The organism is Pseudomonas sp. Choline-02u-1, from assembly GCF_002836515.1.
Classification (GTDB): domain Bacteria; phylum Pseudomonadota; class Gammaproteobacteria; order Pseudomonadales; family Pseudomonadaceae; genus Aquipseudomonas.
Genome location: NZ_PJBC01000003.1, coordinates 258,046 through 279,878 on the forward strand (window position 1 = coordinate 258,046; position 21,833 = coordinate 279,878).

A 21,833-nucleotide genomic window follows, 5' to 3' on the forward strand; every position below is an offset into this window, starting at 1 on the left:
GTCCGGGGGCGCAGGTAATTGAGCAGAATAAACCTCATTTGCAGATCTGCCTTCATTTTTGCAAGACAAACGCCTTGTCTGAGCGTGTGACATCCCTGAAGCGGCAAGCGTGCCGATTATTTTGCCGGTGTGATGATCGGTGGTCAGCCGCCGTCGATTTCGACGTTGCCAAGTCCTGCGCTGACGTCGGTGAGATGCCGACGACCGTAGACTTCGTAGGCAGTCCCGCTTGCCTCTTCACCCGGCTTGCGCACCGCCAATTGGGCGAATAACCCAGTCTTTTCGCTGTAGCTGCCGAACCAGTCAATCAGCGCACCGATGTAGCATTCCCCGCCGATCATCACCGGCAGATCGGTGATCTTCTCGATGGCGTAGTGCGTCGGGCCGTAGCTGTAGTAATCGTCGTCTCCGGTACCCGTGGGAGGAATTGGGCAAAGGGGCGCGTTATTGGTTGAGTCGGGGGCGGCTTTCATCGCTTGAGTGACGGCGTGGTCGAGTGCCGCGTGCAAATCCGCTTCGAGCTTATACGTGCTGGTGCCGTCCTCTTTGTTTTGAGTCGCAGGCACTTGCAGTGTGTAAGCGTAACGCGCGGTCACGGTTGGTACTTGAAGGTTGACCTTCAGCGGATTGAGCAGATACAGATTATCGACACCGTAGGCGCTGTTTCGATAGGCGGCATAAATTCTGTCGTGGAGTTTGATCCAACTGATCGCCTGATTGGCGCCACGGTCGTTGGTATGGAACAGCGAACTTTCCCGCTCGACAGATCTTCTGACAAACCGCGCGCCCGTCCGGCGCCAGGTTTCCACGTAGGTGAACAGGCCGGTGCCGCCTGCGTAGGTCTGAACGATAAGGTCGCGCTGGCCGTCATTGTCCAGATCCAGCAGTGCGTAGGTCGTCGGTCCTGTTTCGGCGGCGCCTTCGATGTTCGAGGCGTTCAATGCTTGCCACTCATCCTCGCTCACGCCTTTGGGGCGCGACGTGGGGAAGTTGGTTTGCTCGCCGTAACTGTCATCGACTGGATCGCCTGCGAACGATGTCTCAGAAGAGTCCAAAGCCCGTGCGTCCAAGGCACGCTCCAGCGCAAATTCCGGGTGGCTTTTGCTCTCGGTCCGAATGCTTTCCTGCAGATCGTTCATTGCCTGAAGATCAACGGCATCCGGTTGCCACGCCACGGCTTGCGTCCACTGTGCCTGCAATGCTTGCAGGCGCTGGCGATAGCTGCCATCCAGGCAAGCGACATCATCTGCGCAGGCATTGCGGGTTTTCAGCCAGGCGCGCTGGGTGCGCTTGAGTTCAGGTTGCGCCGCTGTGGCAGTTGTCATCACCTGGCGGTACAGCCCACCCATCTGCGCGTCCAGCTCATACAGTGGTTTATTCGCGCAAATCGTGATTTCGGCAGCGCTTGTGGCTTTTGTGCAATCCATCGCTGCCGCTGTCGCTTGCTGGATAAAGGCCAGCAAACCCGCTGACAGGATGTAGCGTCCCTTGATGTACACGATTCAGTCCCTATGGAAATCCTTGAGCAGGCGCGCAGAGTAATACTCCAGGCAACATTCTTGAAGCACCACCCTCAGGCCCCGGCACTTTTGGCCGATAACCCGAACGGTGAGTTCAGACTCGCGCGAAATCGCTTGATGGCGCATGGCCTCCAGCTATCATTTGCGCGCCTGAAATCGCCTCGGTTCGTTTTCTTCAATTGCCTGGAAATCTTCGATGTCGTCGTATCACCAAAAAAGCTTTCTGATCGTCGATGATTTTTCGGATTTCCGCAGTTCCGTGCGTTCGATGTTGCGTGAGCTTGGCGTCAAGGATGTCGATACCGCCGACACCGGCGAGCAGGCGCTGAAGATGTGTTCGCAGAAGTCCTACGATTTCATCCTGCAGGATTTCCATCTCGGCGATGGCAAGAAGAACGGCCAACAAGTGCTAGAAGACCTGATGTCGGAAAAACTCATCAGCCACGAAGCCGTCTTCGTCATGGTCACTGCCGAGACCAGCCAGGCCATGGTGCTCAGTGCACTTGAGCACGAGCCGGATGCGTACCTGACCAAGCCGTTCAACCGTTCCGGGCTGGCCCAACGCCTTGAGCGTCTGGAGCAACGCAAGACTTTGCTCAAACCGATTCTGCAGGCCCTCGATCGCGGTAAGCCGGTCGAGGTGCTCAACGCCTGTATTGCCCTGTGCAAACAGGACATCCGCTACTCGCCACTGTGCCTGCGTTACCGCGCCGACGCCCTGCGCGACATGAACCAGAACGAAGCGCTGGAGCGACTCTACGACGGCATCATTGCCGACCGCCCATTGCCATGGGCCTTCGCTGGATTGGGGAAGTTGCTGTTCAAACGCGGGCAGGTCTCGCAGGCCAAAGAAGTTTATGAAAAAGCCCTGAAAGTCTTCCCGATGATGCCGGCGCTGTATGACGGCATGGCCGATGTGCTGGTGGCCGAAGGCGACAGCAAAGGCGCGCAGCGGGTGCTCGAAGAAGCGATTCGCCTGTCGCCATTGGCGGTACGCCGCCAAGCGCTGCTGGGCAAACTGGCGATGGCCAACGAAGATTTCGAAACCGCTTCGCGCGCCTACCGTCAGGCCGTGTCGCAAGGGGCCCAGTCGCGCTTCAAAGACCCGGAAAGCAATCTCGGCCTGGCGCATGCGCTGATCAGCAAGGGCAGCGATCGCGGCCTCGACACGCGCACGCGGCTGGAAATCAACACCACCCTCAGCGCCGTGGCCAAAGAGAACCCGAGCGACCCCGGCCTGCAAATCCGTGCGCGACTGATGAAAGCCACCAGCCTGTTGCTCAACGACGCCGAAACCGCTGACAAACTCACCGAACAAGCACTGATGCGCCTCGATGGCATGGAGCAATTCATGAGTCCTGAGGCCGCGTTGCTGGTGGCCAAACAGTTGCAGATGCTCGGTCAGGCCGAGGCGGGCACTTCGATGCTCAAGAGTTGCGCGGAGATCTACGGTGATGACCCGGCGGTGATGAAAGACATTGCCAAGCTCACCGACGATCCGACCATTCTCAGCTCGAGCAACGCTGCGGCCGATCTCAACCGCCAGGGCGTGCGCGTATACAAGACCGGTAACCTGGTCGAGGCCCGCGAGGTATTTCGCAAGGCGCTCAAGCTGCAACCGAAAAACATCAGTATTGCGCTGAACCTGGCCCAGTCGCTGCTGCACGGCACCGACACCAGTGTGCCGTCGGCGGAGCTGGAAGAATGTCGGGCCTGCCTGAAAATGGTCGGCCTGATGCCCGACACCGACGCGCGGTTTGCGCGTTATCAGAAGCTGAAAAGCAAGGCGTTTGGCGAATGAAGCAAGTTGATCCGGCGCTGGATTTTTCCACGGTGATTGCCTCCACCGTGCATGACATGAAGAATTCCCTGGCCATGCTGATGCAGGCGCACAGCCAATGGCTGGCGCGTTTGCCCAAAGAGCTGCGCGAAGGTTTAGAGCAGGGCGTGATCGATTTCGAGTTTGCTCACCTCAACGGCATGCTGGTGCAACTGCTGGGGCTGTACAAACTCGGCGTCAATCAGCTGCCGCTGCAGCCGGCCTATCACGAACTCGACGATTTCATCGAGGCGCAACTGGCCGCGCATCAGGAGGTGTTCGCCAGCCGCGGCATCATCGCCACTTATGAAGTCGACCCGTTGAGCCCGCTGGGTTTCTTCGATCGCGAGCTGATCGCTTCGGTGCTTGGCAACTGCATCAACAATGCGATCCGTTACGCCCGCGAGTCGCTGCTGATTACCGTCAGCGACGAAGCCGGGCAACTGGTGCTGAGCATCAATGACGACGGCGTCGGTTATCCGCGCGAGATGCTCGAGCGCCAGGCCGATTACGTGCAGGGCATCAACCACGGCAGCGGCAGCACCGGCCTGGGTCTGTATTTCGCCAATCGCATCGCTGCGCTGCATCAGCGCAACGGCGTGGAAGGGCGCACCGAAATCAGCAATGGCGGGCCGTTGGGTGGCGGGGTGTTCAGCCTCTACTTGCCCTGAGGACTGGTGTAGGAGCTGACAAGTGCAACGAGGCTGCGATCTTTTGATCTTGAAAAATCAAAGTCAAAAGATCGCAGCCTCGTTGCACTCGTCAGCTCCTACGCAGCTCCTACGGCTCCTGCACATGATCGGGATTTTTGTGGGCGCTGCTTGATATTCCGAACAGGCGAAGCCTATTTTGTCCGGGTCGCCGTTCGCGGCTCGCACAACAACAAGGATTGCGTCATGACAACCGATGGCCAGGGTTCACTCGCGCAGCGATTGACCGGCATTGATGAGATTGAATGTGTCACCCCGGATCTGAACGGTGTGCCACGGGGCAAGGTGATGACCGCTGAGGGTTTCCTCGAAGGGCGGCGTTTGCAGTTGGCGCGCGGTGTGCTGCTGCAATGCATCATGGGCGGTTATCCGCCGGCGCGTTTTTACGGCAGCGATGACGGCGATCTGGCGCTGGTCGCCGACCCTGCGCAGATTCATCGTCTGCCCTGGAGCGACGAGCCGCGCGCCATGGCAATTTGCGACGCCGACGAACTGAGCGGGGAGAGCTCCAGCCTCTCGACCCGTGGCCAGCTCAAGGCGGTTATCGCCCGTTATGCCGCGCACGGGCTGGCGCCGGTAGTGGCGACCGAGCTGGAGTTTTTTGTCTTCGCACCGAACACCGATCCGACTCAGCCGTTCCGTCCGCCGGTTGGTCTCGACGGCCGTCGCGAGGATGGTCAGTCGGCGTTCAGCGTCAGTTCCAATAACGGTCTGCGGCCATTCTTCAGCGAAGTGTATAAATGCATGGCCGCTCTCGGCCTGCCGCGCGACACCTTCATGCACGAAATGGGCGTCAGCCAGTTCGAGATCAATCTGCTGCACGGCGATCCGCTGCTGCTGGCCGACCAGACGTTCCTGTTCAAGCACCTGCTCAAAGAAGTCGCGCTCAAGCATGGCCTGACCGTGGTGTGCATGGCCAAACCGTTGGCGCACACGCCGGGCAGTTCGATGCATATTCATCAAAGCATCGTCGAAATCGGCAGCGGCAGGAATGTCTTCACTGACGCCAATGGTGAGCCGACCGCCATGTTCCGCCACTTCATCGGCGGGCAACAGGCAGGCCTCGCCGATTTCACCGCACTATTCGCACCCAACGTGAACTCCTATCAGCGCCTGTGTCATCCGTACGCGTCGCCGAACAATGCCTGTTGGTCCCACGACAATCGCGCCGCCGGCTTGCGTATTCCCGCCAGTTCGCCGGCCGCACGTCGGGTCGAAAACCGCTTGCCGGGCGCCGACGCCAATCCTTATCTGGCCATCGCCGCCAGTCTGGCGGCGGGTTTGCACGGCATCGAGCAGGAGTTGGAGCCGAGCGCAGCGATCCAGGGCGAATTTGCGGTGCCCGATAATCTGGCGTTGCCGTGTACCTTGCACGCCGCGCTTGAACGTCTGAAACGTAGCCAGTTGGCGAGGGAACTGTTCGGATCGGAGTTCATCGAAGGCTACATCGCTTCGAAGACCATGGAGTTGACCAGCTTCTTTGATGAAATCACTCCCTGGGAGCGCCGTGTGCTGGCCGCCCAGGCCTGACGTTTTGCTGCCATCGGGCGGTCGTTCTGACTGCCCGGTATTCACTGCAAGGAGCCGCTCGGAACGCCGATGCGCCAAATCTGGAAATCCTTTCGAGCGCTGTATTTCGCCTCGCTGATGATGTTGATCGGCTCAGGCCTTCTCTCTACTTATCTGGCTTTGCGTCTGGCTGCCGACAATGTCGACGGGCTGTGGGTCGGTGCGCTGATGGCGGCCAACTATTTCGGTCTGGTGCTGGGCGGCAAGATCGGCCATCGCCTGATCGCCCGGGTCGGGCATATCCGTGCGTACTCGGCGTGTGCCGGGATCGTCGGCGCAGCGGTGCTCGGCCATGGCCTGGTGGATTGGCTGCCGGCGTGGCTGGTGCTGCGGACAATCGTCGGTCTGGGCATGATGTGCCAGTACATGGTTATCGAGAGCTGGCTCAACGAGCAGGCCGACGCCAATCAACGCGGGCTGGTGTTCAGCGGCTACATGATCGCTTCGTATCTGGGCCTGGTGCTGGGCCAGCTGATTCTGGTCATGCACCCCGGCCTCGGGCTGGAACTGCTGATGCTGGTGGCGCTGTGCTTTGCCCTGTGTCTTGTGCCGGTGACGTTGACCCGACGGATTCACCCAGCGCCACTGCATCCGGCGCCGATGGAGCCGCGCTTCTTCATCAAACGTGTGCCGCAATCGCTGAGCACGGTGCTCGGTGCCGGTCTGATCATCGGTTCGTTTTATGGTCTGGCGCCGCTGTATGCCTCGCAGCAGGGGCTGTCGACCGAGCAGGTCGGTCTGTTCATGGGTAGCTGCATTTTTGCCGGTCTGCTGGTGCAGTGGCCGTTGGGCTGGTTGTCCGACCGTTATGACCGCGCGCTGCTGATTCGCTGCTTTGCCGGGTTTCTGGCGGTGGCGGCGTTGCCGTTGGCGATCATGCCGCAGGTGCCGCTGGAGGTGCTGTTTGTTGTCGGCTTTTTCTGTTCGCTGGTGCAGTTCTGTCTGTATCCGCTGGCGGTGGCGTTCTCTAATGACCACGTCGAAGGTGATCGGCGCGTATCGCTGACCGCCATGTTGCTGGTGACTTATGGTGTTGGCGCGAGCATCGGGCCGCTGCTCGCGGGTGTGCTGATGAAGTTTCTCGGCAGTCAGAGCCTGTACGCGTTCTTCAGTTTCTTTGCGTTGGTGCTGGTCTGGCGGATTCGCCCGAAAGCGGTCACCAACCTGCACCAGGTCGACGACGCACCGCTGCATCACGTGGCGATGCCGGACAGCATGTCGAGCTCGCCGCTGGTAGCGGCGCTTGACCCGCGTGTCGATGAGCAGGTGGTGCAGGAGCAGATGGTGCAGGACCCGGCGCCAACAAATCCTGAGCCGGAACCCGAACCCGTCGCCCAGCCGGAAGCAGTGGCCGAATCCGATCTGGACAGCGTCGATGACAAACCTGCGCCGGATATCAGCGGCGGCAGGCCCTGAAGTTCACGTAAAAGATTGGCGCATAAAAAAGGGCAGTCCTGTGAAGGGCTGCCCTTTTTATTGGTCGCTGCGAATCAGAGGTCGTCTTTGTCGAAACGCCGTGCTTCACGCTGCAACTGATAAACAAAACGCTCGACGTTGCGCGCAGCCTGACCACTGATGTTGTGGAAGCGCAGACCCGCGAAGGTGATGTTGAGTTTTTCTTCGAAGTGCAAATAGCGCAGCTCGACCGACGTTGGCTGGTTGCCGAACAGCGGCGGAGCGATCAGGCGATCGTAGACCTGGCCCAGTTGCAGGCGATCTGTGATATCGCCTTCAAAACGGAATTTGCACCCGGTGGCGGAGATATCCAGCAGCTTGCCGTGCAGAGGGACCTTGAGCTTTTCCCCGCCCAATTCAACGCTGACCAGATCGGTGAGTTTCAGCGCGGCGCGGAAGGCATTGCGGCGCTGGTGGTAGACCACTTCGCTCGGCAGGTCGCCGGTGTAGAAGCGGTCGCCCTCGGATTCTTCGATGTTCAGCGTGCCGTTGCATTCCCAGGCAATGCGTACGCCGTCATGAAAGCCTTCGACCTTGAACGGTTCGCCAGCCTGCAGGAAACGCTCGCCATCGCGCGGAATCATTTCGTCGAGTGCAATGGTTGCGGTTTCACGGTCGACCTTGATCAGGTAACTCTGAAAACGCTGGCTGCGTTCATGGAAGGTAATGATCAGCGGATCATGGCTGTCTTGCAGCTGGCGCAGGTTGCTGGAGATTTCCAGGGGCGTGGTGAGCACCTTCGGAGGCTGCGGAGCATCATCCGCGCTTAGGGTGTTGGACACGGTTCTTCAATCTCCAGACAAAATAAGACTACAACTGGCCAGTATTTTGCCAGCATGTTGCGCAGGTGGATAGTGCAGGGCCACCGAATGGCTCATGCCTGGCTGAGCGTACGCGGCTTGACCGGTTTGGCGAAGGTCCCGCTGGCGTCGTACAGCGCTGGCGGCTCACCGCCGGTGAGGATCTTCAGCTGATTGGCCGTGGTCGCCTGCTGGATCTGGATCGACTGGCCGTTCTTGACGTTGGCGGCCTGGCACTGCGCAATCAGCGCGGTCAGTGCATCGCCCTGAGCCAGCAACTGCTCGCCAATACTCGATTGGCTGGCCAGTTGCTCAAGCCCGCTGCGATCGGTCGGCAGGTTGAGGCTGGCGAGGATTTCGCTGCGCTTGCGGCCATGCTGCTCGAGCAGAATGATCAACGCTTGCTTGGTCGCCAGAATGTCTTCCAGCAGCGGCATGTCACGACCATGCAAAGCGAGGGATTCGGTTTGCAATAACTCCAGCAATTGTTGCGCTGGAGCAAAGTCGTCGTTGATCAGTTGCAATAAGTTAGTGTCGTGCATGGCTGGCCTTGGGGTTTAAGCGTCCAAAAGCCTGGCGCCGGCAAAAGCCTAGCGCTGGGCTTCGAAGTTGAGCAGTTTGCTGGCTACACGGTTGCTGTCGACTTTATAGCTGCCATCGGCAATCGCGGCTTTCAACTCGGCCACGCGGGCTTTGTCGACAGCAGGCTGATCGCGCAGCTTGTCAGTGACCTTCTGCAACTGTTGAGCCTCATTGCTGAGGTGTACCGACTCCCCGCTTTTGGCGGCATTGGCCTGTTCGGCCTGGGTATTCAGCGGCGCGGAGGGGCTGTTTTCAGCGCTTTCCTTGGCGTTGCTGGTACGTGTGCTGCCGGTTAGTGACGAGGAACTGTTCAATCGGTTGAAATCGATAACCATGATAAAAAACCTCTGGGAATTTGGACGCTTGCCATGTTTTCGGCTATCCCCTGAAAAACTTTAGGCCCAATCAACCATAAGCTTGCATGCGCCGTTGCGAGACCTGCTGCGGCACAGTTTAGGGAAGCGACGGGATCGGCGCCAGTTTTCTCCGCGAGGCTTTTACATGGCCACTTCGACCTGTCCCGGCGCAATCACCTGCGCCTTGATAACTCTTTGAGAATTAAGGTTTTTTACTCGAATCTGTTCTTTCATGCCGCCATTGGAGAGTGCTTCCCCCGGCATGCGTACGGCGAGGGTGCCGCTACGCGCAGTGATCACCACCTGGTCGCCCTTACGCACGACTTCGGCCTGCTCCAGATGCACCAGCGTGATGACCTGATCGGCTACCGTTGGTCGGGTCAATTTTTGCCCGATCGCTTCGTCGACCGAGGTCAGGAAACCCTGATTGATCGTGCTGACGTCGCGCTCACGCAGGGTCACATCCTGCGGCTGGATAATGCCGGCGCGTTTCAGCGGGCGAGTGGTGGTCACGATCTCGCGAAACAGGCGGACTTGAGCGGGCACGAACACCGTCCATGGCGAGCTGCCTTCGCAGCGGACCTTCACCGTAACGCGGCCCAATGGTCGCGCCGGGCTCTCGAGGGTGGCTGTCAATTCCTTGTCGCACATGGGCATGCGCATGCGCGGGTCGAGCTGGTTGACTTCGATTTCGTAGCGGCCTTCGGTTTGACTGGAAGCCAAATAGTCTTCTACGGTGAATTCAAGAAAGCCCTGAGTCACGCCGATAAGCATATCAGGCAAGGTAACCGCATCTGCATTGGCAGGACTGCCAGCAAGCAAGCAGCAAACGGCGGACACCGCGCAAAGCCCTTTGCGAAGGGAGGATGTCAGGCGTCGGGAAAATGTCGTTTGAGCGTTCATACGAGTTAAAAAGCAAGCGCCGTGCCGTTTAGCAATGAATGTGCGTCGCAACAACACTTGGCGTTGGTGTAGGAGTCTGGGCATGGCTGGTGTAATGGATTCGGTGAACCAGCGCACGCAACTGGTAGGGCAGAATCGCCTCGAGCTGCTGTTGTTCCGTCTCGACGGGCCGCAGCTCTACGGGATCAACGTGTTCAAGGTACGGGAAGTGTTGCAATGCCCGTCACTGACATTGATGCCCAAGTCCAGTCCTGTCGTGTGCGGGGTGGCGAATATACGGGGAGCGACCATTCCGATCCTGGATCTGGCAATGGCAACGGGCTCCGGTGCGTTGAAAGACAAGAAAAACCCGTTCGTGATCATCACGGAGTACAACACCAAGACCCAGGGTTTCCTGGTCCGCTCGGTGGAGCGCATCGTCAACATGAACTGGGAAGAGATCCATCCGCCGCCCAAGGGTACCGGTCGCGATCACTACCTGACCGCGGTGACTCGGGTCGACAACCAGCTGGTCGAAATCATCGACGTCGAGAAGGTGCTGGCCGAAGTGGCACCGACGCCGGAAGCGATCTCGGTGGGCGTGGTCGATGTCGAAACGCAGACCAAGGCGTTGTCGCTGCGGGTGCTGACGGTCGATGACTCGTCGGTGGCGCGCAAGCAGGTCACGCGTTGTCTGCAGACCATCGGTGTCGAGGTGGTGGCGCTGAACGACGGCAAGCAGGCGCTGGATTACCTGCGCAAGCTGGTCGACGAGGGCAAGAAGCCGGAAGAAGAGTTCCTGATGATGATTTCCGACATCGAGATGCCGGAGATGGACGGGTACACCCTGACGGCGGAAATCCGCGGCGACGCACGCATGCAAAAGCTCCATATCATCCTGCATACTTCGTTGTCGGGGGTATTCAATCAGGCGATGGTGAAGAAAGTCGGCGCTGATGACTTTCTGGCCAAATTCCGTCCTGATGACCTCGCATCCCGGGTAGTCGACCGGATCAAAGCAGCAGATATCAGCTAGGGGCCTTCTGCTCCTGGTGTTCAACACGATTTAAGAGGCGGCACCATTGTCTACGGGTAATTTGGATTTCGAACAGTTCCGGGTCTTCCTGGAAAAGGCCTGTGGCATTTTGCTCGGTGAAAACAAGCAGTATCTGGTCTCCAGCCGTCTCAACAAACTGATGGAGCAGCAAGGCATCAAGTCGCTGGGTGAGCTGGTGCAGCGCATCCAGACCCAGCCGCGCAGCGGTTTGCGCGAGCAGGTGGTCGATGCCATGACGACCAACGAAACCCTGTGGTTTCGCGACACCTATCCGTTTGAAGTCTTGAAGAACAAGGTACTGCCGGAAGCGATCAAGGCCAGTCCCAACCAGCGTTTGCGCATCTGGTCGGCGGCCTGCTCGTCGGGGCAGGAACCCTATTCGCTGTCGATGTCGATCGACGAGTTCGAGCGCAGCAACCTTGGTCAGTTGAAGATGGGCGTGCAAATCGTTGCCACCGATCTGTCGGGCCTGATGCTCAACAACTGCAAGACCGGCGAGTACGACAGCCTGGCGATCGGTCGCGGCCTGTCGCCGGAACGCCTGCAACGCTATTTCGACCCGAAAGGGCCGGGTCGCTGGGTGGTCAAGGCGCCGATCAAGAGCCGGGTGGAGTTCCGCTCGTTCAACCTGCTCGACAGCTACGCAGCGCTGGGCAAGTTCGACATCGTGTTCTGCCGCAACGTGCTGATCTACTTCTCTGCCGAAGTGAAGAAGGACATCCTGTTGCGCATTCACAGCACGTTGAAGCCGGGCGGGTATCTGTTCCTCGGTGCTTCCGAAGCGCTGAACGGTTTGCCGGATCATTACCAGATGGTTCAGTGCAGCCCGGGGATTATCTACAAGGCGAAATAACCGGTTCGCGGCAATACAAAAAACGGGAGGCCCTCAAAGGCCTCCCGTTTTTTTTGCCTGACACCGCACCCCGAGCCTTCGGCAGCTCCTACAGGTTCGGTGTTGGCAGGCGACAGCGGCAGAAAAGCGGCATACGGCGGAAACCGGTTGCCGCTTTTCTGGCATTGCCGCTTTGCCTGTTTGGCGCAAAGCCCCGGAATACGGGACTTTGCCCATTTGGCACGGCGCTTGCTAAAGCTCAGTTACGAAAAACCGGTCACCTGAAGGTTCCCGACATGAGCATCAGCTTCGACAAAGCGCTGGGCATTCACGAAAAGGCATTGGGCTTCCGCGCCCAGCGTGCCGAAGTGCTGGCCAACAACATCGCCAACGCCGACACCCCGAACTACAAGGCGCGGGATCTGGAATTCTCCAAAGTGCTCGAAGCACAGACCGAGAAGACCAGGACCGGCGGCCACTTTGCCCTGAACATGACCAACAGCCGTCACATCGAAGCTGAAGGGCTGGGCAATGGCGACGAGTCGCTGATGTATCGCACGCCGATGCAGCCTTCGATCGACCAGAACACCGTTGACGCTCAACTGGAACAGTCGAACTACGCGGAAAACGCCGTCGGCTTCCAGGCCAGCTTCACCTTGCTCAACAGCAAATTCAAAGGGCTGGTGTCAGCCCTGCGCGGAGAATAATCCATGTCCCTGTCCAGCGTTTTCAACATTGCCGGCAGCGGCATGAGCGCGCAGACCACGCGTCTGAATACCGTCGCCTCGAACATCGCCAACGCCGAAACCGTTTCCTCGAGCATCGACCAGACCTACCGCGCCCGCCACCCGGTGTTTGCCACCATGTTCCAGGGCGGCCAGGCCGGCGGCAGCAACTCGCTGTTCCAGAACCAGGACGCGGCCGGTCAGGGTGTTCAGGTGTTGGGCGTGGTCGAGGATGACAGCAACCTCGAAGCGCGCTACGAGCCGAACCATCCGGCCGCCGACGCCAAGGGCTACGTCTACTACCCGAACGTCAACGTGGTGGAAGAAATGGCTGACATGATTTCCGCGAGCCGCTCGTTCCAGACCAACGCCGAAATGATGAACACCGCCAAAAACATGATGCAGAAGGTACTGACCCTCGGTCAGTAATAAGGGGCGACTGCCATGAGCGTTACGGATACCACCAGCAGCCTGAGCATGAACGACATCCTGGCCAACTCGTCGAAGAAGGCCAGCGGCACCACCTCCGGCGGCATCGCTTCGGCGACCGACAGTGCCACCGGCGGCCAGGCGTTGGGCAAGGATGCTTTCCTGCAATTGCTGGTCACCCAGCTGAAAAACCAGAACCCGCTCGACCCGCAGGACAACAGCGCTTTCGTCGCGCAGTTGGCGCAGTTCAGCAGCCTGGAAGGCATCACCACGCTGAACTCCACGGTCAGTGGCCTTGCCGGCAACTACAACTCGTCGCAGGCGCTGCAAGCGTCGTCGCTGGTTGGTCGCAACGTGATCGTGCAGACCAATACCGCCCAGCTCGACGACCCGAGCAAAGGCCTGACCGGTTCGGTCACCGTGCCTTCGACGATTGCCGCCGGCACCGTGACCATTACCGACAAGGACGGCAAAGCCGTGCGCACCATCGACCTGGGCAGCCGCGCTGCCGGCGATGCCAGTTTCACCTGGGACGGCAAGGACACCGCCGGCACCGTGGTTCCGGTCGGCACTTACACGTTCAAGGCCAACGCACCGATCAACGGCACCGCGACTGACCTGGCGACCTACCTGCCAGCGACCGTCAACAGCGTGACGATCAGCCAGACCGGTGGCGAGCTGATGCTCAACCTGGCCGGCAAGGGCACCGTTGCCCTGTCCAAAGTACAAACCATTGGTATATAGAGCCGACTAACCCGGCACGAAGGAGTGGAACATGTCTTTTAACATCGGCCTTAGCGGTCTCTATGCCGCCAACAAACAACTCGACGTGACCGGCAACAACATCGCCAACGTCGCCACCGCCGGTTTCAAATCCTCGCGCGCAGAATTCGAAGACGTGTATTCGTCGACTCGTCTGGGCAGCGGCAGCAAAGTCATCGGCAACGGCGTGCGCCTGGCCAACGTTTCCCAGCAGTTCACCCAGGGTGACATCAACAACACTGGCAACGTGCTGGACATGGGCATCAACGGTTCCGGCTTCTTCACCATGAGCAACAACGGCTCGATCTCGTACACCCGTGCCGGTACCTTCAAGGTCGACAACGCCGGTTACATCACCAACACCAACTACACCTCGCGTCTGCAGGGTTACGGTGTGGATGCCAACGGCAAAATCCTCAACGGTGTGTTGACTGACCTTAAGATCGACACGTCGAACCTGGCGCCGAAGTCGTCCTCTTCGGTGACCTCGAGCATCAACTTGAATTCGTCGGCGCCAGTGATCGTCGACACCGGTACCGGCGCCGTCAAGTTCGATCCGTCGAAGCCTGAGACTTATACCAAGTCGTTCAGCACACCGATCTATGACACTCAGGGCAACTCCCACGTCATGGACCAGTACATGGTCAAGAGTGGCGAAAACACCTGGAAGGTTTACACCCTGGTTGATGGCCGTAATCCGGACGCTACCGGCAGCAACCCGGTGACCACTGCGCCGGTTGCTTCGACGCTGTCGTTTGACAGTTCCGGCAAGCTGGTTCAGGTAAGCACGCCTGACCCGGCGGATCCCGCCAACCCGATCATCAGCAGCGATCTGAAACTGACCAACTGGGTGCCGGGCACAGTGACCGATGGCGATTTCACGCCTAACGGCGCGGCAGCCAACCCGAATGGCGTGACCATTTCGATGGCCAAGACCACTCAGTACAACGCGGATACTTCGCGGACAATTCCGACTCAGGATGGTTACGCCACTGGCCAGATCACCAACCTGACCATCGACGGCACCGGTACCCTTTTCGCGAACTTCAGCAACAACCAGAGCAAGGCGATCGGTCAGGTTGCGCTGGCCAGTTTTACCAACGAACAGGGTCTGCAGGCTGTTGGCGGTACCAGTTGGAAAGAGACTTTCGCTTCGGGTATTCCGGGTTACGACGCGCCGAAGACCGGTACGTTGGGTGAGGTGGTGTCCAACTCGCTGGAAGAATCGAACGTTAACCTGACCAACGAGCTGGTTGATCTGATCAAGGGTCAGAGCAATTATCAGGCGAACGCCAAGACCATTTCGACGCAAAGCACGATTATGCAGACCATTATTCAGATGACCTGATTCGGGTTTCTGACTGGTTTTTTTGGGCCCCTCGGTTTTGAGGGGCTTTTTTTTGGGGCCGTGGCGGCCTTTGGGCCGACCAGGTTCTTGGGGTTTTGGGGGAATATCCGTTTTGTGCGGTGCTGCGGCTGGCGGTTTCGCCTGACGGCGACTTACTTTTTTACAAGCGCCAAAAAAAGTAAGCAAAAAACGCTAGCTCCTACGTTCGGCCCTCGCAGGCTCGGGTCCCTTCGCTGCGGGATCGATCCGGGCGCAGCGGCTACGGTTTGCTTCGCTGCACCTACTTGCGCTGTGTCTGGCTGCGCCAGACGGTCGCTGCGCTCCCACGCCCGGATCAATCCCTCCACTCAGCCTTCCGACGTCGCCGGTGGATCAAGATCAAAAGCCTTACTCGAGCTTGCGCTCATTGTTGAGTGGGGCGGCTTCGCCGCGGGCAGCTGCGCTGCTTTGCTTTTGCTTTTGCTTTTGTGGGAGCGAGCCTGCTCGCGATAGCGGTCTGGCGGCCAACCAATTTCACCCAGATACCCACGATCCAACTGTAGGAGCCGCCGAAGGCTCGGGCCGCGATCGGACGATCTTTTGATCTGGCTCTTGATCTGGCTTTTGCTTTGCTTCAGCTCTTGATCTTTCGCCCCTTCGGCGGGCTTCGTTACGGGATCGATCCGGGCGTGGTAGCGCAGCGACCGTACGACCAGGTCTCTGAAAAGGTGACTCGCTGTAAGAGCGAAACCATAAGAAGCCGTTACCGCAGCAACGGATATTCACCCAAACCCAAGCCCAAACCCCAAAAAAACAAAACCCCCGACAAACCAGAAGTCTGTCGGGGGGTTTCTTTTTTCTCGAGATATCAGGCGTCTCGCAACGCCTGATCTCAGCTCAGCTTATTGGCAAGCTTCGCAATCCGGCTCGTCAATCGCGCAGGCCTTTGGCACGGGTGCCGGACCTGCCGGAGCGGCCAGGACCGAATCGTCGCCGTGGTTGCCGCCGCTGGAAACAGCGTTCAGCTTACCGGTGTTGATGGTCGACTTCTCGGTGCTGGTCGCGGCCAGGGCACGGAGGTAGTAGGTGGTTTTCAGACCACGGTACCAGGCCATGCGGTAGGTCACGTCGAGCTTCTTGCCCGATGCGCCGGCGATGTACAGGTTCAGCGACTGGGCCTGGTCGATCCACTTCTGACGACGGCTGGCGGCGTCAACGATCCACTTGGTGTCCACTTCGAACGCGGTCGCGTAGAGCTCTTTGAGTTCCTGCGGGATACGCTCGATCTGCTGCACCGAGCCGTCGTAGTACTTCAGGTCGTTGATCATGACCGAGTCCCACAGACCGCGAGCCTTCAGGTCGCGAACCAGGTACGGGTTGATCACGGTGAATTCGCCCGACAGGTTCGATTTCACGTACAGGTTCTGGTAGGTCGGTTCGATCGACTGCGAAACGCCAGTGATGTTGGCGATGGTCGCGGTCGGTGCGATGGCCATGATGTTCGAGTTACGGATGCCTTTCTGCACACGGGCGCGAACCGGTGCCCAGTCGAGGGTTTCCTTCAGGTCGACGTCAATGTACTTCTCGCCACGCTGTTCGATCAGGATCTGTTGCGAATCCAGCGGCAGGATGCCTTTGGACCACAGCGAACCGTTGAACGTCTCGTAGGCGCCGCGCTCGTCGGCCAGGTCGCAGGAAGCCTGGATCGCGTAGTAGCTGACCGCTTCCATCGACTTGTCGGCGAACTCGACGGCAGCGTCGGAGCCGTAGGCGATGTGCTGCAGGTACAAGGCGTCCTGGAAGCCCATGATGCCCAGACCGACCGGACGGTGGCGGAAGTTGGAGTTCTTCGCTTGCGGCACCGAGTAGTAGTTGATGTCGATCACGTTGTCGAGCATGCGCACGGCGGTGTTGACGGTGCGTTGCAGCTTGGCGGTATCGAGCTTGCCGTCAACGATGTGGTTCGGCAGGTTGATCGAGCCCAGGTTGCAAACGGCGATTTCGTCCTTGTTGGTGTTCAAGGTGATCTCGGTGCACAGGTTCGAGCTGTGGACCACGCCGACGTGCTGCTGCGGGCTGCGCAGGTTGCACGGGTCCTTGAAGGTCAACCATGGGTGGCCGGTTTCGAACAGCATGGACAGCATCTTGCGCCACAGGTCTTTGGCCTGGATGGTCTTGAACAGCTTGACCTTGCCCGGGTACTCGGTCAGCGCTTCGTAGTACTCGTAACGCTCTTCGAAGGCTTTACCGGTCAGGTCGTGCAGGTCCGGTACTTCGGATGGCGAGAACAGGGTCCACTTGCCGTCATCGAAGACACGCTTCATGAACAGGTCAGGGATCCAGTTGGCGGTGTTCATGTCGTGGGTACGACGACGATCGTCACCGGTGTTCTTGCGCAGCTCGATGAACTCTTCGATGTCCATGTGCCAGGTTTCCAGGTAGGCACACACAGCGCCTTTGCGCTTGCCACCCTGGTTCACGGCCACGGCGGTGTCGTTCACCACTTTGAGGAACGGCACGACGCCTTGCGACTTGCCGTTGGTGCCCTTGATGTAAGAACCCAGCGCACGAACCGGCGTCCAGTCGTTGCCCAGGCCGCCGGCAAATTTCGACAGCATGGCGTTGTCGTGGATCGCGTGATAGATGCCCGACAGGTCATCCGGCACGGTGGTCAGGTAGCAGCTCGACAGCTGTGGACGCAGGGTACCGGCGTTGAACAGGGTCGGGGTCGAAGCCATGTAGTCGAACGAGGACAGCAGGTTGTAGAACTCGATCGCACGGTCTTCTTTCTGCTTCTCTTCGATCGCAAGGCCCATGGCCACGCGCATGAAGAAGATCTGCGGCAGTTCGAAGCGCACGCCATCCTTATGGATGAAGTAACGGTCGTACAGGGTTTGCAGGCCCAGGTAGGTAAATTGCTGATCACGCTCGTGGTTGATCGCCTTGCCCAGTTTTTCCAGGTCGAAGGTGGCCAGCACAGGGTTCAGCAGTTCGAACTCGATACCTTTGGCGATATAGGCCGGCAATGCCTTGGCGTACAGATCGGCCATTTCGTGATGGGTAGCGCTTTCGGCGACTTCGAGGAAGTTCAGGCCTTCGGCACGCAGGGTGTCCATCAGCAAACGGGCGGTGACGAACGAGTAGTTCGGCTCGCGCTCGACCAGCGTACGGGCGGTCATTACCAGGGCGGTGTTGACGTCGGTCAGGGCCACGCCGTCGTACAGGTTCTTCAGGGTTTCGCGCTGGATCAGGTCACCGTCGACTTCTTCCAGACCTTCGCAGGCCTCGGTGACGATGGTGTTCAGGCGGCCCATGTCCAGCGGCGCGAGGCTGCCGTCGGCGCGGGTGATGCGGATCGACGGGTGCGCGTTGACGGCTGCTTCGGCAGGAGCGTGCGCTGCGCGCTCTTTCGAACGGCCGTCACGGTAGATCACGTAGTCACGCGCGACTTTCTGCTCGCCGGCACGCATCAGGGCCAGTTCGACCTGGTCCTGGATCTCTTCGATGTGGATGGTGCCGCCCGATGGCATGCGACGCTTGAAGGTCGCGGTGACCTGCTCGGTCAGGCGCGCAACGGTGTCATGGATTCGCGACGAAGCGGCAGCGGTGCCGCCCTCAACTGCGAGGAACGCTTTGGTGATAGCGACGGTGATCTTGTCGTCAGTGTAAGGAACGACAGTGCCATTACGCTTGATCACGCGCAGCTGGCCAGGCGCGGTGGCTGCCAGATCCGAATTCGAATCGGCGGCCTGCGGCAAGGTGCCCTGCGGGTTCTCGCGAGTTGTGTCGGTTTGCATGGGGGGTGGTCTCCACATTCTCTATGTTTGTTTGGCACCGTCATGGTGCTCACCGTTCTGTACCGAAGCACTGCAACCGACGGGCGTCGGCATTACAAACTTCGGAACAGTAGGAAAAAGGCTGCAACGCCGCATCCTTGCCGAAGTTTTGGTCGCAAGCACAAGCTCGCTACCGGATTCCTTCGCGGGTGACAGTCATGACTGCAACACCCATACCGTTTTGTCCGTTTCGGACCAAATAAAACGGTGCCATCCGCCAGTGCGGTTTGGGCTTGAAAAAACTCGCTTGTTCAACCGGAAACCCGCCATAAAGCGCTTGAGTTTCAGGTCTGAAATGTGGTTGGGCGTTTTAGCCGAAAACCCTATATGTAGGGTCTGCGTTTTCGCCGTGCTACAAGATAATGCGTTTCAGGGGAGGATTGCAACGTACTACCTGTGGATAAGCCTGTGCGTAATTTGTGTAAGAAACAGGGAAAACGCGTGTAGGCCGCGAACCTGCTGAGCCAGACCGTTTGTCACTGTTTTTTCGCCCGGAAAAACGCTTCAGCGGTTTTTTAAGGGCGCGAACCCTACCACAGAATTTCGTCTTGTCCGAACGCATTTACCGACTTGTTTTCCGGGTGAGCGGCGTTTATACAATCGCTGGCTGCAGGGGCATATTTATCCTCCCGAAACATGACAGATGATCGGGAGAATCCGTGCAGGAGCTGCCGAAGGGCTGCCATCTTTTGATTGTGATTTTTCAAGATCAAAAGATCGCAGCCTCGTTTCACTCGTCAGCTCCTGCAGGGGCCGCGTTCATTCAGCGAAACCTTTACATATCAATAAAAACAGCAAGCAGAGGTCACCGGTGGAGCAACAAAACTGGCAGGTATTGATCGTCGAGGATGACCAGCGACTCGCCGAGCTCACCCGCGATTATCTGCAAGCCAATGGTCTGCGTGTGGAGATCGAAGGCAACGGTGCGCTGGCAGCGGCGCGGATCATCAGGGAGCAACCGGATCTGGTGATCCTCGACCTGATGTTGCCCGGCGAAGATGGCCTGAGCATTTGCCGCAAGGTGCGCAGCCAGTACGACGGGCCGATCCTGATGCTCACCGCGCGTACCGACGACGCCGACCAGATTCACGGCCTCGACCTCGGTGCCGACGACTACGTGTGCAAACCGGTACGCCCGCGCTTGTTGCTCGCGCGGATTCAGGCGTTGCTGCGACGCAGTGACACACCGGAACCGGTCGCGGAAAAATCCCGGCGGTTGCAATTCGGTCCGCTGGTGGTCGACAACGCGTTACGCGAAGCCTGGCTGAGCGACAACGGCATCGAGCTGACCAGCGCCGAGTTCGACCTGCTCTGGCTGCTGGTGTCCAACGCGGGGCGGATTCTCTCGCGCGAAGAGATCTTCACCGCATTGCGCGGCATCGGCTATGACGGCCAGGACCGCTCGATCGACGTGCGCATCTCACGCATCCGTCCGAAAATCGGCGACGACCCCGATCATCCGCGTCTGATCAAGACCATTCGCAGCAAAGGCTACCTGTTCGTCCCTGAAGCCTGCGCAGACCTGGCGCTGTGAATTCGATCTTCCTGCGCATCTACGGCGGCATGTGCGCCGCGCTGATTCTGGTGGCGGTGCTCGGCGTGCTGGCGTTGAACCTGCTCAATCAGGTGCGCAGCGAGCAATACCGCGAACGCCTGGCGCATGGCACTTTCTCGCTGATGGCCGACAACCTGCAGCCGATGAACCAGACCGAGCGCCATCGTTCGCTGTTGGTGTGGGAGCGGCTGCTCGGTATTCCGCTGACGCTGAAGAAGTTCTCTGAAACCGACCTCGATCTGGCCCAGCGCACCCGTGTGCTGCGCGGTCAGGCGCTGGTCGAACAGACTGGGCCACACGCGGCCAAGGTCTATCGGCTGATCAGCGAAAAAGAACAGATGATGCTCGTCGGTGAGGTGCAGCAGATCAGCGAGCAACTGGCTCGGGCAACTATTTACCTGCTCGCCGATGAACTGGTGCGGGTGCCGGTCGGCGAACAGCCCAAACGTCTGGCGCAGATAAAGCAGGAGAAAGGCTTCGGCTTCGACTTGCGTCTGGTTACGGTGAATGACGCCGACATGGACGAGGATCAGAGTCGCCGCGTGGCCGAAGGTGACACGGTGATGGCGTTGGGCAAGGGCGGCGATTCGATTCGCGTATTTGCCGGCATGGTCGGCACGCCGTGGGTGTTGGAAATCGGGCCGCTGTATCAGATGAATCCATACCCGCCGGAATGGCTGGTGCTGATTGCCGCGCTGGGTCTGACCCTGATCGGTCTCATCGTTTATCTGTTGGTGCGTCAGCTTGAGCGGCGTTTGCGCGGCCTCGAAGCGGCCGCTACGCGCATCGCCAAGGGCAGTCTGGAAACTCGTGTGCCGGCGCGCGGCGCCGACTCGGTCGGGCGTTTGGCGGCCGCATTCAATGGCATGGCCGAGCACTTGCAGCAACTGCTGGCCATCCAGCGCGAACTGGTACGGGCGGTGTCCCATGAACTGCGTACGCCAGTGGCGCGGCTGCGCTTCGGTCTGGAGATGATCGGCACGGCGACCACCCCGCAGGCGTTGGAAAAATACCGCGAAGGCATGGATCACGACATTGAAGACCTCGATAAGCTCGTCGACGAAATGCTCACCTACGCACGACTGGAGCAGGGCTCGCCAGCGCTGACTTTTCAACGGATAGACCTGGATGCGCTGGTCAATCAGGTAATCGAAGAATTGGCGCCGCTACGCGCCCAGGTCACGGTGCAGCGCGGTTTGTGTCTGTCATCGGCCGACAACGACGGCGCCTGGGTCGAGGCCGAGCCGCGCTATCTGCATCGGGCGTTGCAGAATCTGGTGGGCAACGCGATGCGTCATGCGCATTCCCGGGTGACCGTCAGTTATCAGGTCGGCCAGTTGCGCTGTCGGATCGACGTCGAGGATGACGGGCCGGGAGTGCCTGAGGTGGCGTGGGAGCGGATTTTTACGCCGTTCCTGCGCCTCGACGACAGCCGCACGCGCGCCTCGGGCGGGCACGGTTTGGGGCTGTCGATTGTGCGGCGGATCATCCACTGGCATGACGGCCGGGCGATCATTGGCAAGAGCAAAAGCCTGGGCGGGGCGTGTTTCAGCCTGAGTTGGCCGAGGAATCAGGAGCGCCGCTGAGTCAAGGTGGTCGTGATGCTGCCTTCGCGAG

Annotated in this window: 18 protein-coding genes; 12 read left to right on the forward strand and 6 right to left on the reverse strand. The window is 59.3% G+C overall.

Annotation, left to right across the window (positions count from 1 at the left end; translation table 11 throughout):
* Window positions 1-143 precede the first annotated feature (143 nt).
* Window positions 144-1,499 carry a lysozyme inhibitor LprI family protein gene (locus tag CXF97_RS03255; protein WP_101156030.1) on the reverse strand — a complete coding sequence of 452 codons (1,356 nt, stop codon included), beginning with the start codon at window positions 1,497-1,499 and terminating at the stop codon, window positions 144-146.
* A gap of 217 nt (window positions 1,500-1,716) precedes the next feature.
* Between CXF97_RS03255 and CXF97_RS03260 the strand changes: the two genes are divergently transcribed.
* From CXF97_RS03260 to CXF97_RS03275, 4 genes are all read left to right on the forward strand, one after another.
* On the forward strand, window positions 1,717-3,321 hold the full coding sequence (locus tag CXF97_RS03260) for a tetratricopeptide repeat-containing response regulator (RefSeq protein WP_101156032.1): 1,605 nt from the start codon (window positions 1,717-1,719) through the stop codon (window positions 3,319-3,321).
* Window positions 3,318-4,010: a sensor histidine kinase KdpD gene (locus CXF97_RS03265; protein WP_101156034.1), complete on the forward strand. Its 693-nt coding sequence runs from the start codon at window positions 3,318-3,320 to the stop codon at window positions 4,008-4,010. Before CXF97_RS03260 ends, CXF97_RS03265 begins: the two co-directional genes overlap by 4 nt.
* Window positions 4,011-4,337: 327 nt before the next feature.
* Entirely contained in the window at window positions 4,338-5,579 is a 1,242-nt protein-coding gene (locus tag CXF97_RS03270; RefSeq protein ID WP_178081143.1) for a glutamine synthetase family protein, read from the forward strand.
* A gap of 69 nt (window positions 5,580-5,648) precedes the next feature.
* A complete protein-coding gene (locus tag CXF97_RS03275; RefSeq protein WP_101156038.1) occupies window positions 5,649-7,034 on the forward strand; it encodes an MFS transporter in 1,386 nt (461 codons plus the stop codon).
* Window positions 7,035-7,108: 74 nt separating this feature from the next.
* Here CXF97_RS03275 and CXF97_RS03280 read toward each other — a convergent pair whose 3' ends face one another.
* The 4 genes from CXF97_RS03280 to flgA form a co-directional block, all read right to left on the reverse strand.
* Window positions 7,109-7,855, reverse strand: coding sequence for a flagellar brake protein (locus CXF97_RS03280; protein ID WP_101156040.1), 747 nt, complete (start codon window positions 7,853-7,855; stop codon window positions 7,109-7,111).
* 92 nt (window positions 7,856-7,947) lie between these two features.
* Complete coding sequence (locus tag CXF97_RS03285) at window positions 7,948-8,415, reverse strand: flagella synthesis protein FlgN (RefSeq protein ID WP_101156042.1); 468 nt, start codon at window positions 8,413-8,415, stop codon at window positions 7,948-7,950.
* A gap of 48 nt (window positions 8,416-8,463) precedes the next feature.
* Window positions 8,464-8,790: a flagellar biosynthesis anti-sigma factor FlgM gene (gene flgM / locus CXF97_RS03290; RefSeq protein WP_101156044.1), complete on the reverse strand. Its 327-nt coding sequence runs from the start codon at window positions 8,788-8,790 to the stop codon at window positions 8,464-8,466.
* Window positions 8,791-8,952: 162 nt separating this feature from the next.
* On the reverse strand, window positions 8,953-9,714 hold the full coding sequence (flgA, locus tag CXF97_RS03295) for a flagellar basal body P-ring formation chaperone FlgA (RefSeq protein WP_101156046.1): 762 nt from the start codon (window positions 9,712-9,714) through the stop codon (window positions 8,953-8,955).
* Window positions 9,715-9,796: 82 nt separating this feature from the next.
* Here flgA and CXF97_RS03300 point away from each other — a divergent pair, with 82 nt between their 5' ends.
* The 6 genes from CXF97_RS03300 (at window position 9,797) to flgE (ending at window position 14,846) form a co-directional block, all read left to right on the forward strand.
* Complete coding sequence (locus CXF97_RS03300) at window positions 9,797-10,729, forward strand: chemotaxis protein CheV (protein WP_101156048.1); 933 nt, start codon at window positions 9,797-9,799, stop codon at window positions 10,727-10,729.
* 46 nt (window positions 10,730-10,775) lie between these two features.
* A complete protein-coding gene (gene cheR / locus CXF97_RS03305) occupies window positions 10,776-11,603 on the forward strand; it encodes a protein-glutamate O-methyltransferase CheR (RefSeq protein ID WP_016773612.1) in 828 nt (275 codons plus the stop codon).
* Window positions 11,604-11,878: 275 nt separating this feature from the next.
* Entirely contained in the window at window positions 11,879-12,289 is a 411-nt protein-coding gene (flgB, locus tag CXF97_RS03310; protein WP_101156050.1) for a flagellar basal body rod protein FlgB, read from the forward strand.
* 3 nt (window positions 12,290-12,292) lie between these two features.
* The gene (gene flgC / locus CXF97_RS03315) at window positions 12,293-12,736 is read left to right on the forward strand and encodes a flagellar basal body rod protein FlgC (protein ID WP_101156052.1); all 444 of its coding nucleotides are present in this window, start codon (window positions 12,293-12,295) and stop codon (window positions 12,734-12,736) included.
* 15 nt (window positions 12,737-12,751) lie between these two features.
* Window positions 12,752-13,480 (forward strand): flagellar hook assembly protein FlgD, encoded by a 729-nt coding sequence (flgD, locus tag CXF97_RS03320; RefSeq protein WP_101156054.1) that lies wholly within the window; start codon window positions 12,752-12,754, stop codon window positions 13,478-13,480.
* 31 nt (window positions 13,481-13,511) lie between these two features.
* Window positions 13,512-14,846 (forward strand): flagellar hook protein FlgE, encoded by a 1,335-nt coding sequence (gene flgE / locus CXF97_RS03325; RefSeq protein ID WP_101156055.1) that lies wholly within the window; start codon window positions 13,512-13,514, stop codon window positions 14,844-14,846.
* Between the two features lie 881 nt (window positions 14,847-15,727).
* On the opposite strand, the gene CXF97_RS03330 is transcribed toward flgE, so the two are convergent.
* Window positions 15,728-18,622, reverse strand: coding sequence for a ribonucleoside-diphosphate reductase subunit alpha (locus CXF97_RS03330; RefSeq protein ID WP_101156057.1), 2,895 nt, complete (start codon window positions 18,620-18,622; stop codon window positions 15,728-15,730).
* Window positions 18,623-19,472: 850 nt separating this feature from the next.
* Between CXF97_RS03330 and CXF97_RS03335 the strand changes: the two genes are divergently transcribed.
* Together CXF97_RS03335 and CXF97_RS03340 are read left to right on the forward strand one after the other, a co-directional pair.
* Entirely contained in the window at window positions 19,473-20,195 is a 723-nt protein-coding gene (locus tag CXF97_RS03335) for a response regulator (protein WP_101156059.1), read from the forward strand.
* Window positions 20,192-21,802 (forward strand): ATP-binding protein, encoded by a 1,611-nt coding sequence (locus CXF97_RS03340; RefSeq protein WP_101156061.1) that lies wholly within the window; start codon window positions 20,192-20,194, stop codon window positions 21,800-21,802. The genes CXF97_RS03335 and CXF97_RS03340 overlap by 4 nt, the downstream gene beginning before the upstream one ends.
* Window positions 21,803-21,833 lie beyond the last annotated feature (31 nt).

Excerpts from the sequence above, each read along its gene's own strand:
- CXF97_RS03260 (WP_101156032.1), top strand. The coding sequence starts at position 1,717 with ATGTCGTCGTATCACCAAAAAAGCTTTCTGATCGTCGATGATTTTTCG.
- CXF97_RS03265 (WP_101156034.1), top strand. The coding sequence starts at position 3,318 with ATGAAGCAAGTTGATCCGGCGCTGGATTTTTCCACGGTGATTGCCTCC.
- CXF97_RS03270 (WP_178081143.1), top strand. The coding sequence starts at position 4,338 with ATGACCGCTGAGGGTTTCCTCGAAGGGCGGCGTTTGCAGTTGGCGCGC.
- CXF97_RS03275 (WP_101156038.1), top strand. The coding sequence starts at position 5,649 with ATGCGCCAAATCTGGAAATCCTTTCGAGCGCTGTATTTCGCCTCGCTG.
- CXF97_RS03285 (WP_101156042.1), bottom strand. The coding sequence starts at position 8,415 with ATGCACGACACTAACTTATTGCAACTGATCAACGACGACTTTGCTCCA.
- flgM (WP_101156044.1), bottom strand. The coding sequence starts at position 8,790 with ATGGTTATCGATTTCAACCGATTGAACAGTTCCTCGTCACTAACCGGC.
- flgA (WP_101156046.1), bottom strand. The coding sequence starts at position 9,714 with ATGAACGCTCAAACGACATTTTCCCGACGCCTGACATCCTCCCTTCGC.
- CXF97_RS03300 (WP_101156048.1), top strand. The coding sequence starts at position 9,797 with ATGGCTGGTGTAATGGATTCGGTGAACCAGCGCACGCAACTGGTAGGG.
- flgB (WP_101156050.1), top strand. The coding sequence starts at position 11,879 with ATGAGCATCAGCTTCGACAAAGCGCTGGGCATTCACGAAAAGGCATTG.
- flgC (WP_101156052.1), top strand. The coding sequence starts at position 12,293 with ATGTCCCTGTCCAGCGTTTTCAACATTGCCGGCAGCGGCATGAGCGCG.
- flgD (WP_101156054.1), top strand. The coding sequence starts at position 12,752 with ATGAGCGTTACGGATACCACCAGCAGCCTGAGCATGAACGACATCCTG.
- flgE (WP_101156055.1), top strand. The coding sequence starts at position 13,512 with ATGTCTTTTAACATCGGCCTTAGCGGTCTCTATGCCGCCAACAAACAA.
- CXF97_RS03330 (WP_101156057.1), bottom strand. The coding sequence starts at position 18,622 with ATGCAAACCGACACAACTCGCGAGAACCCGCAGGGCACCTTGCCGCAG.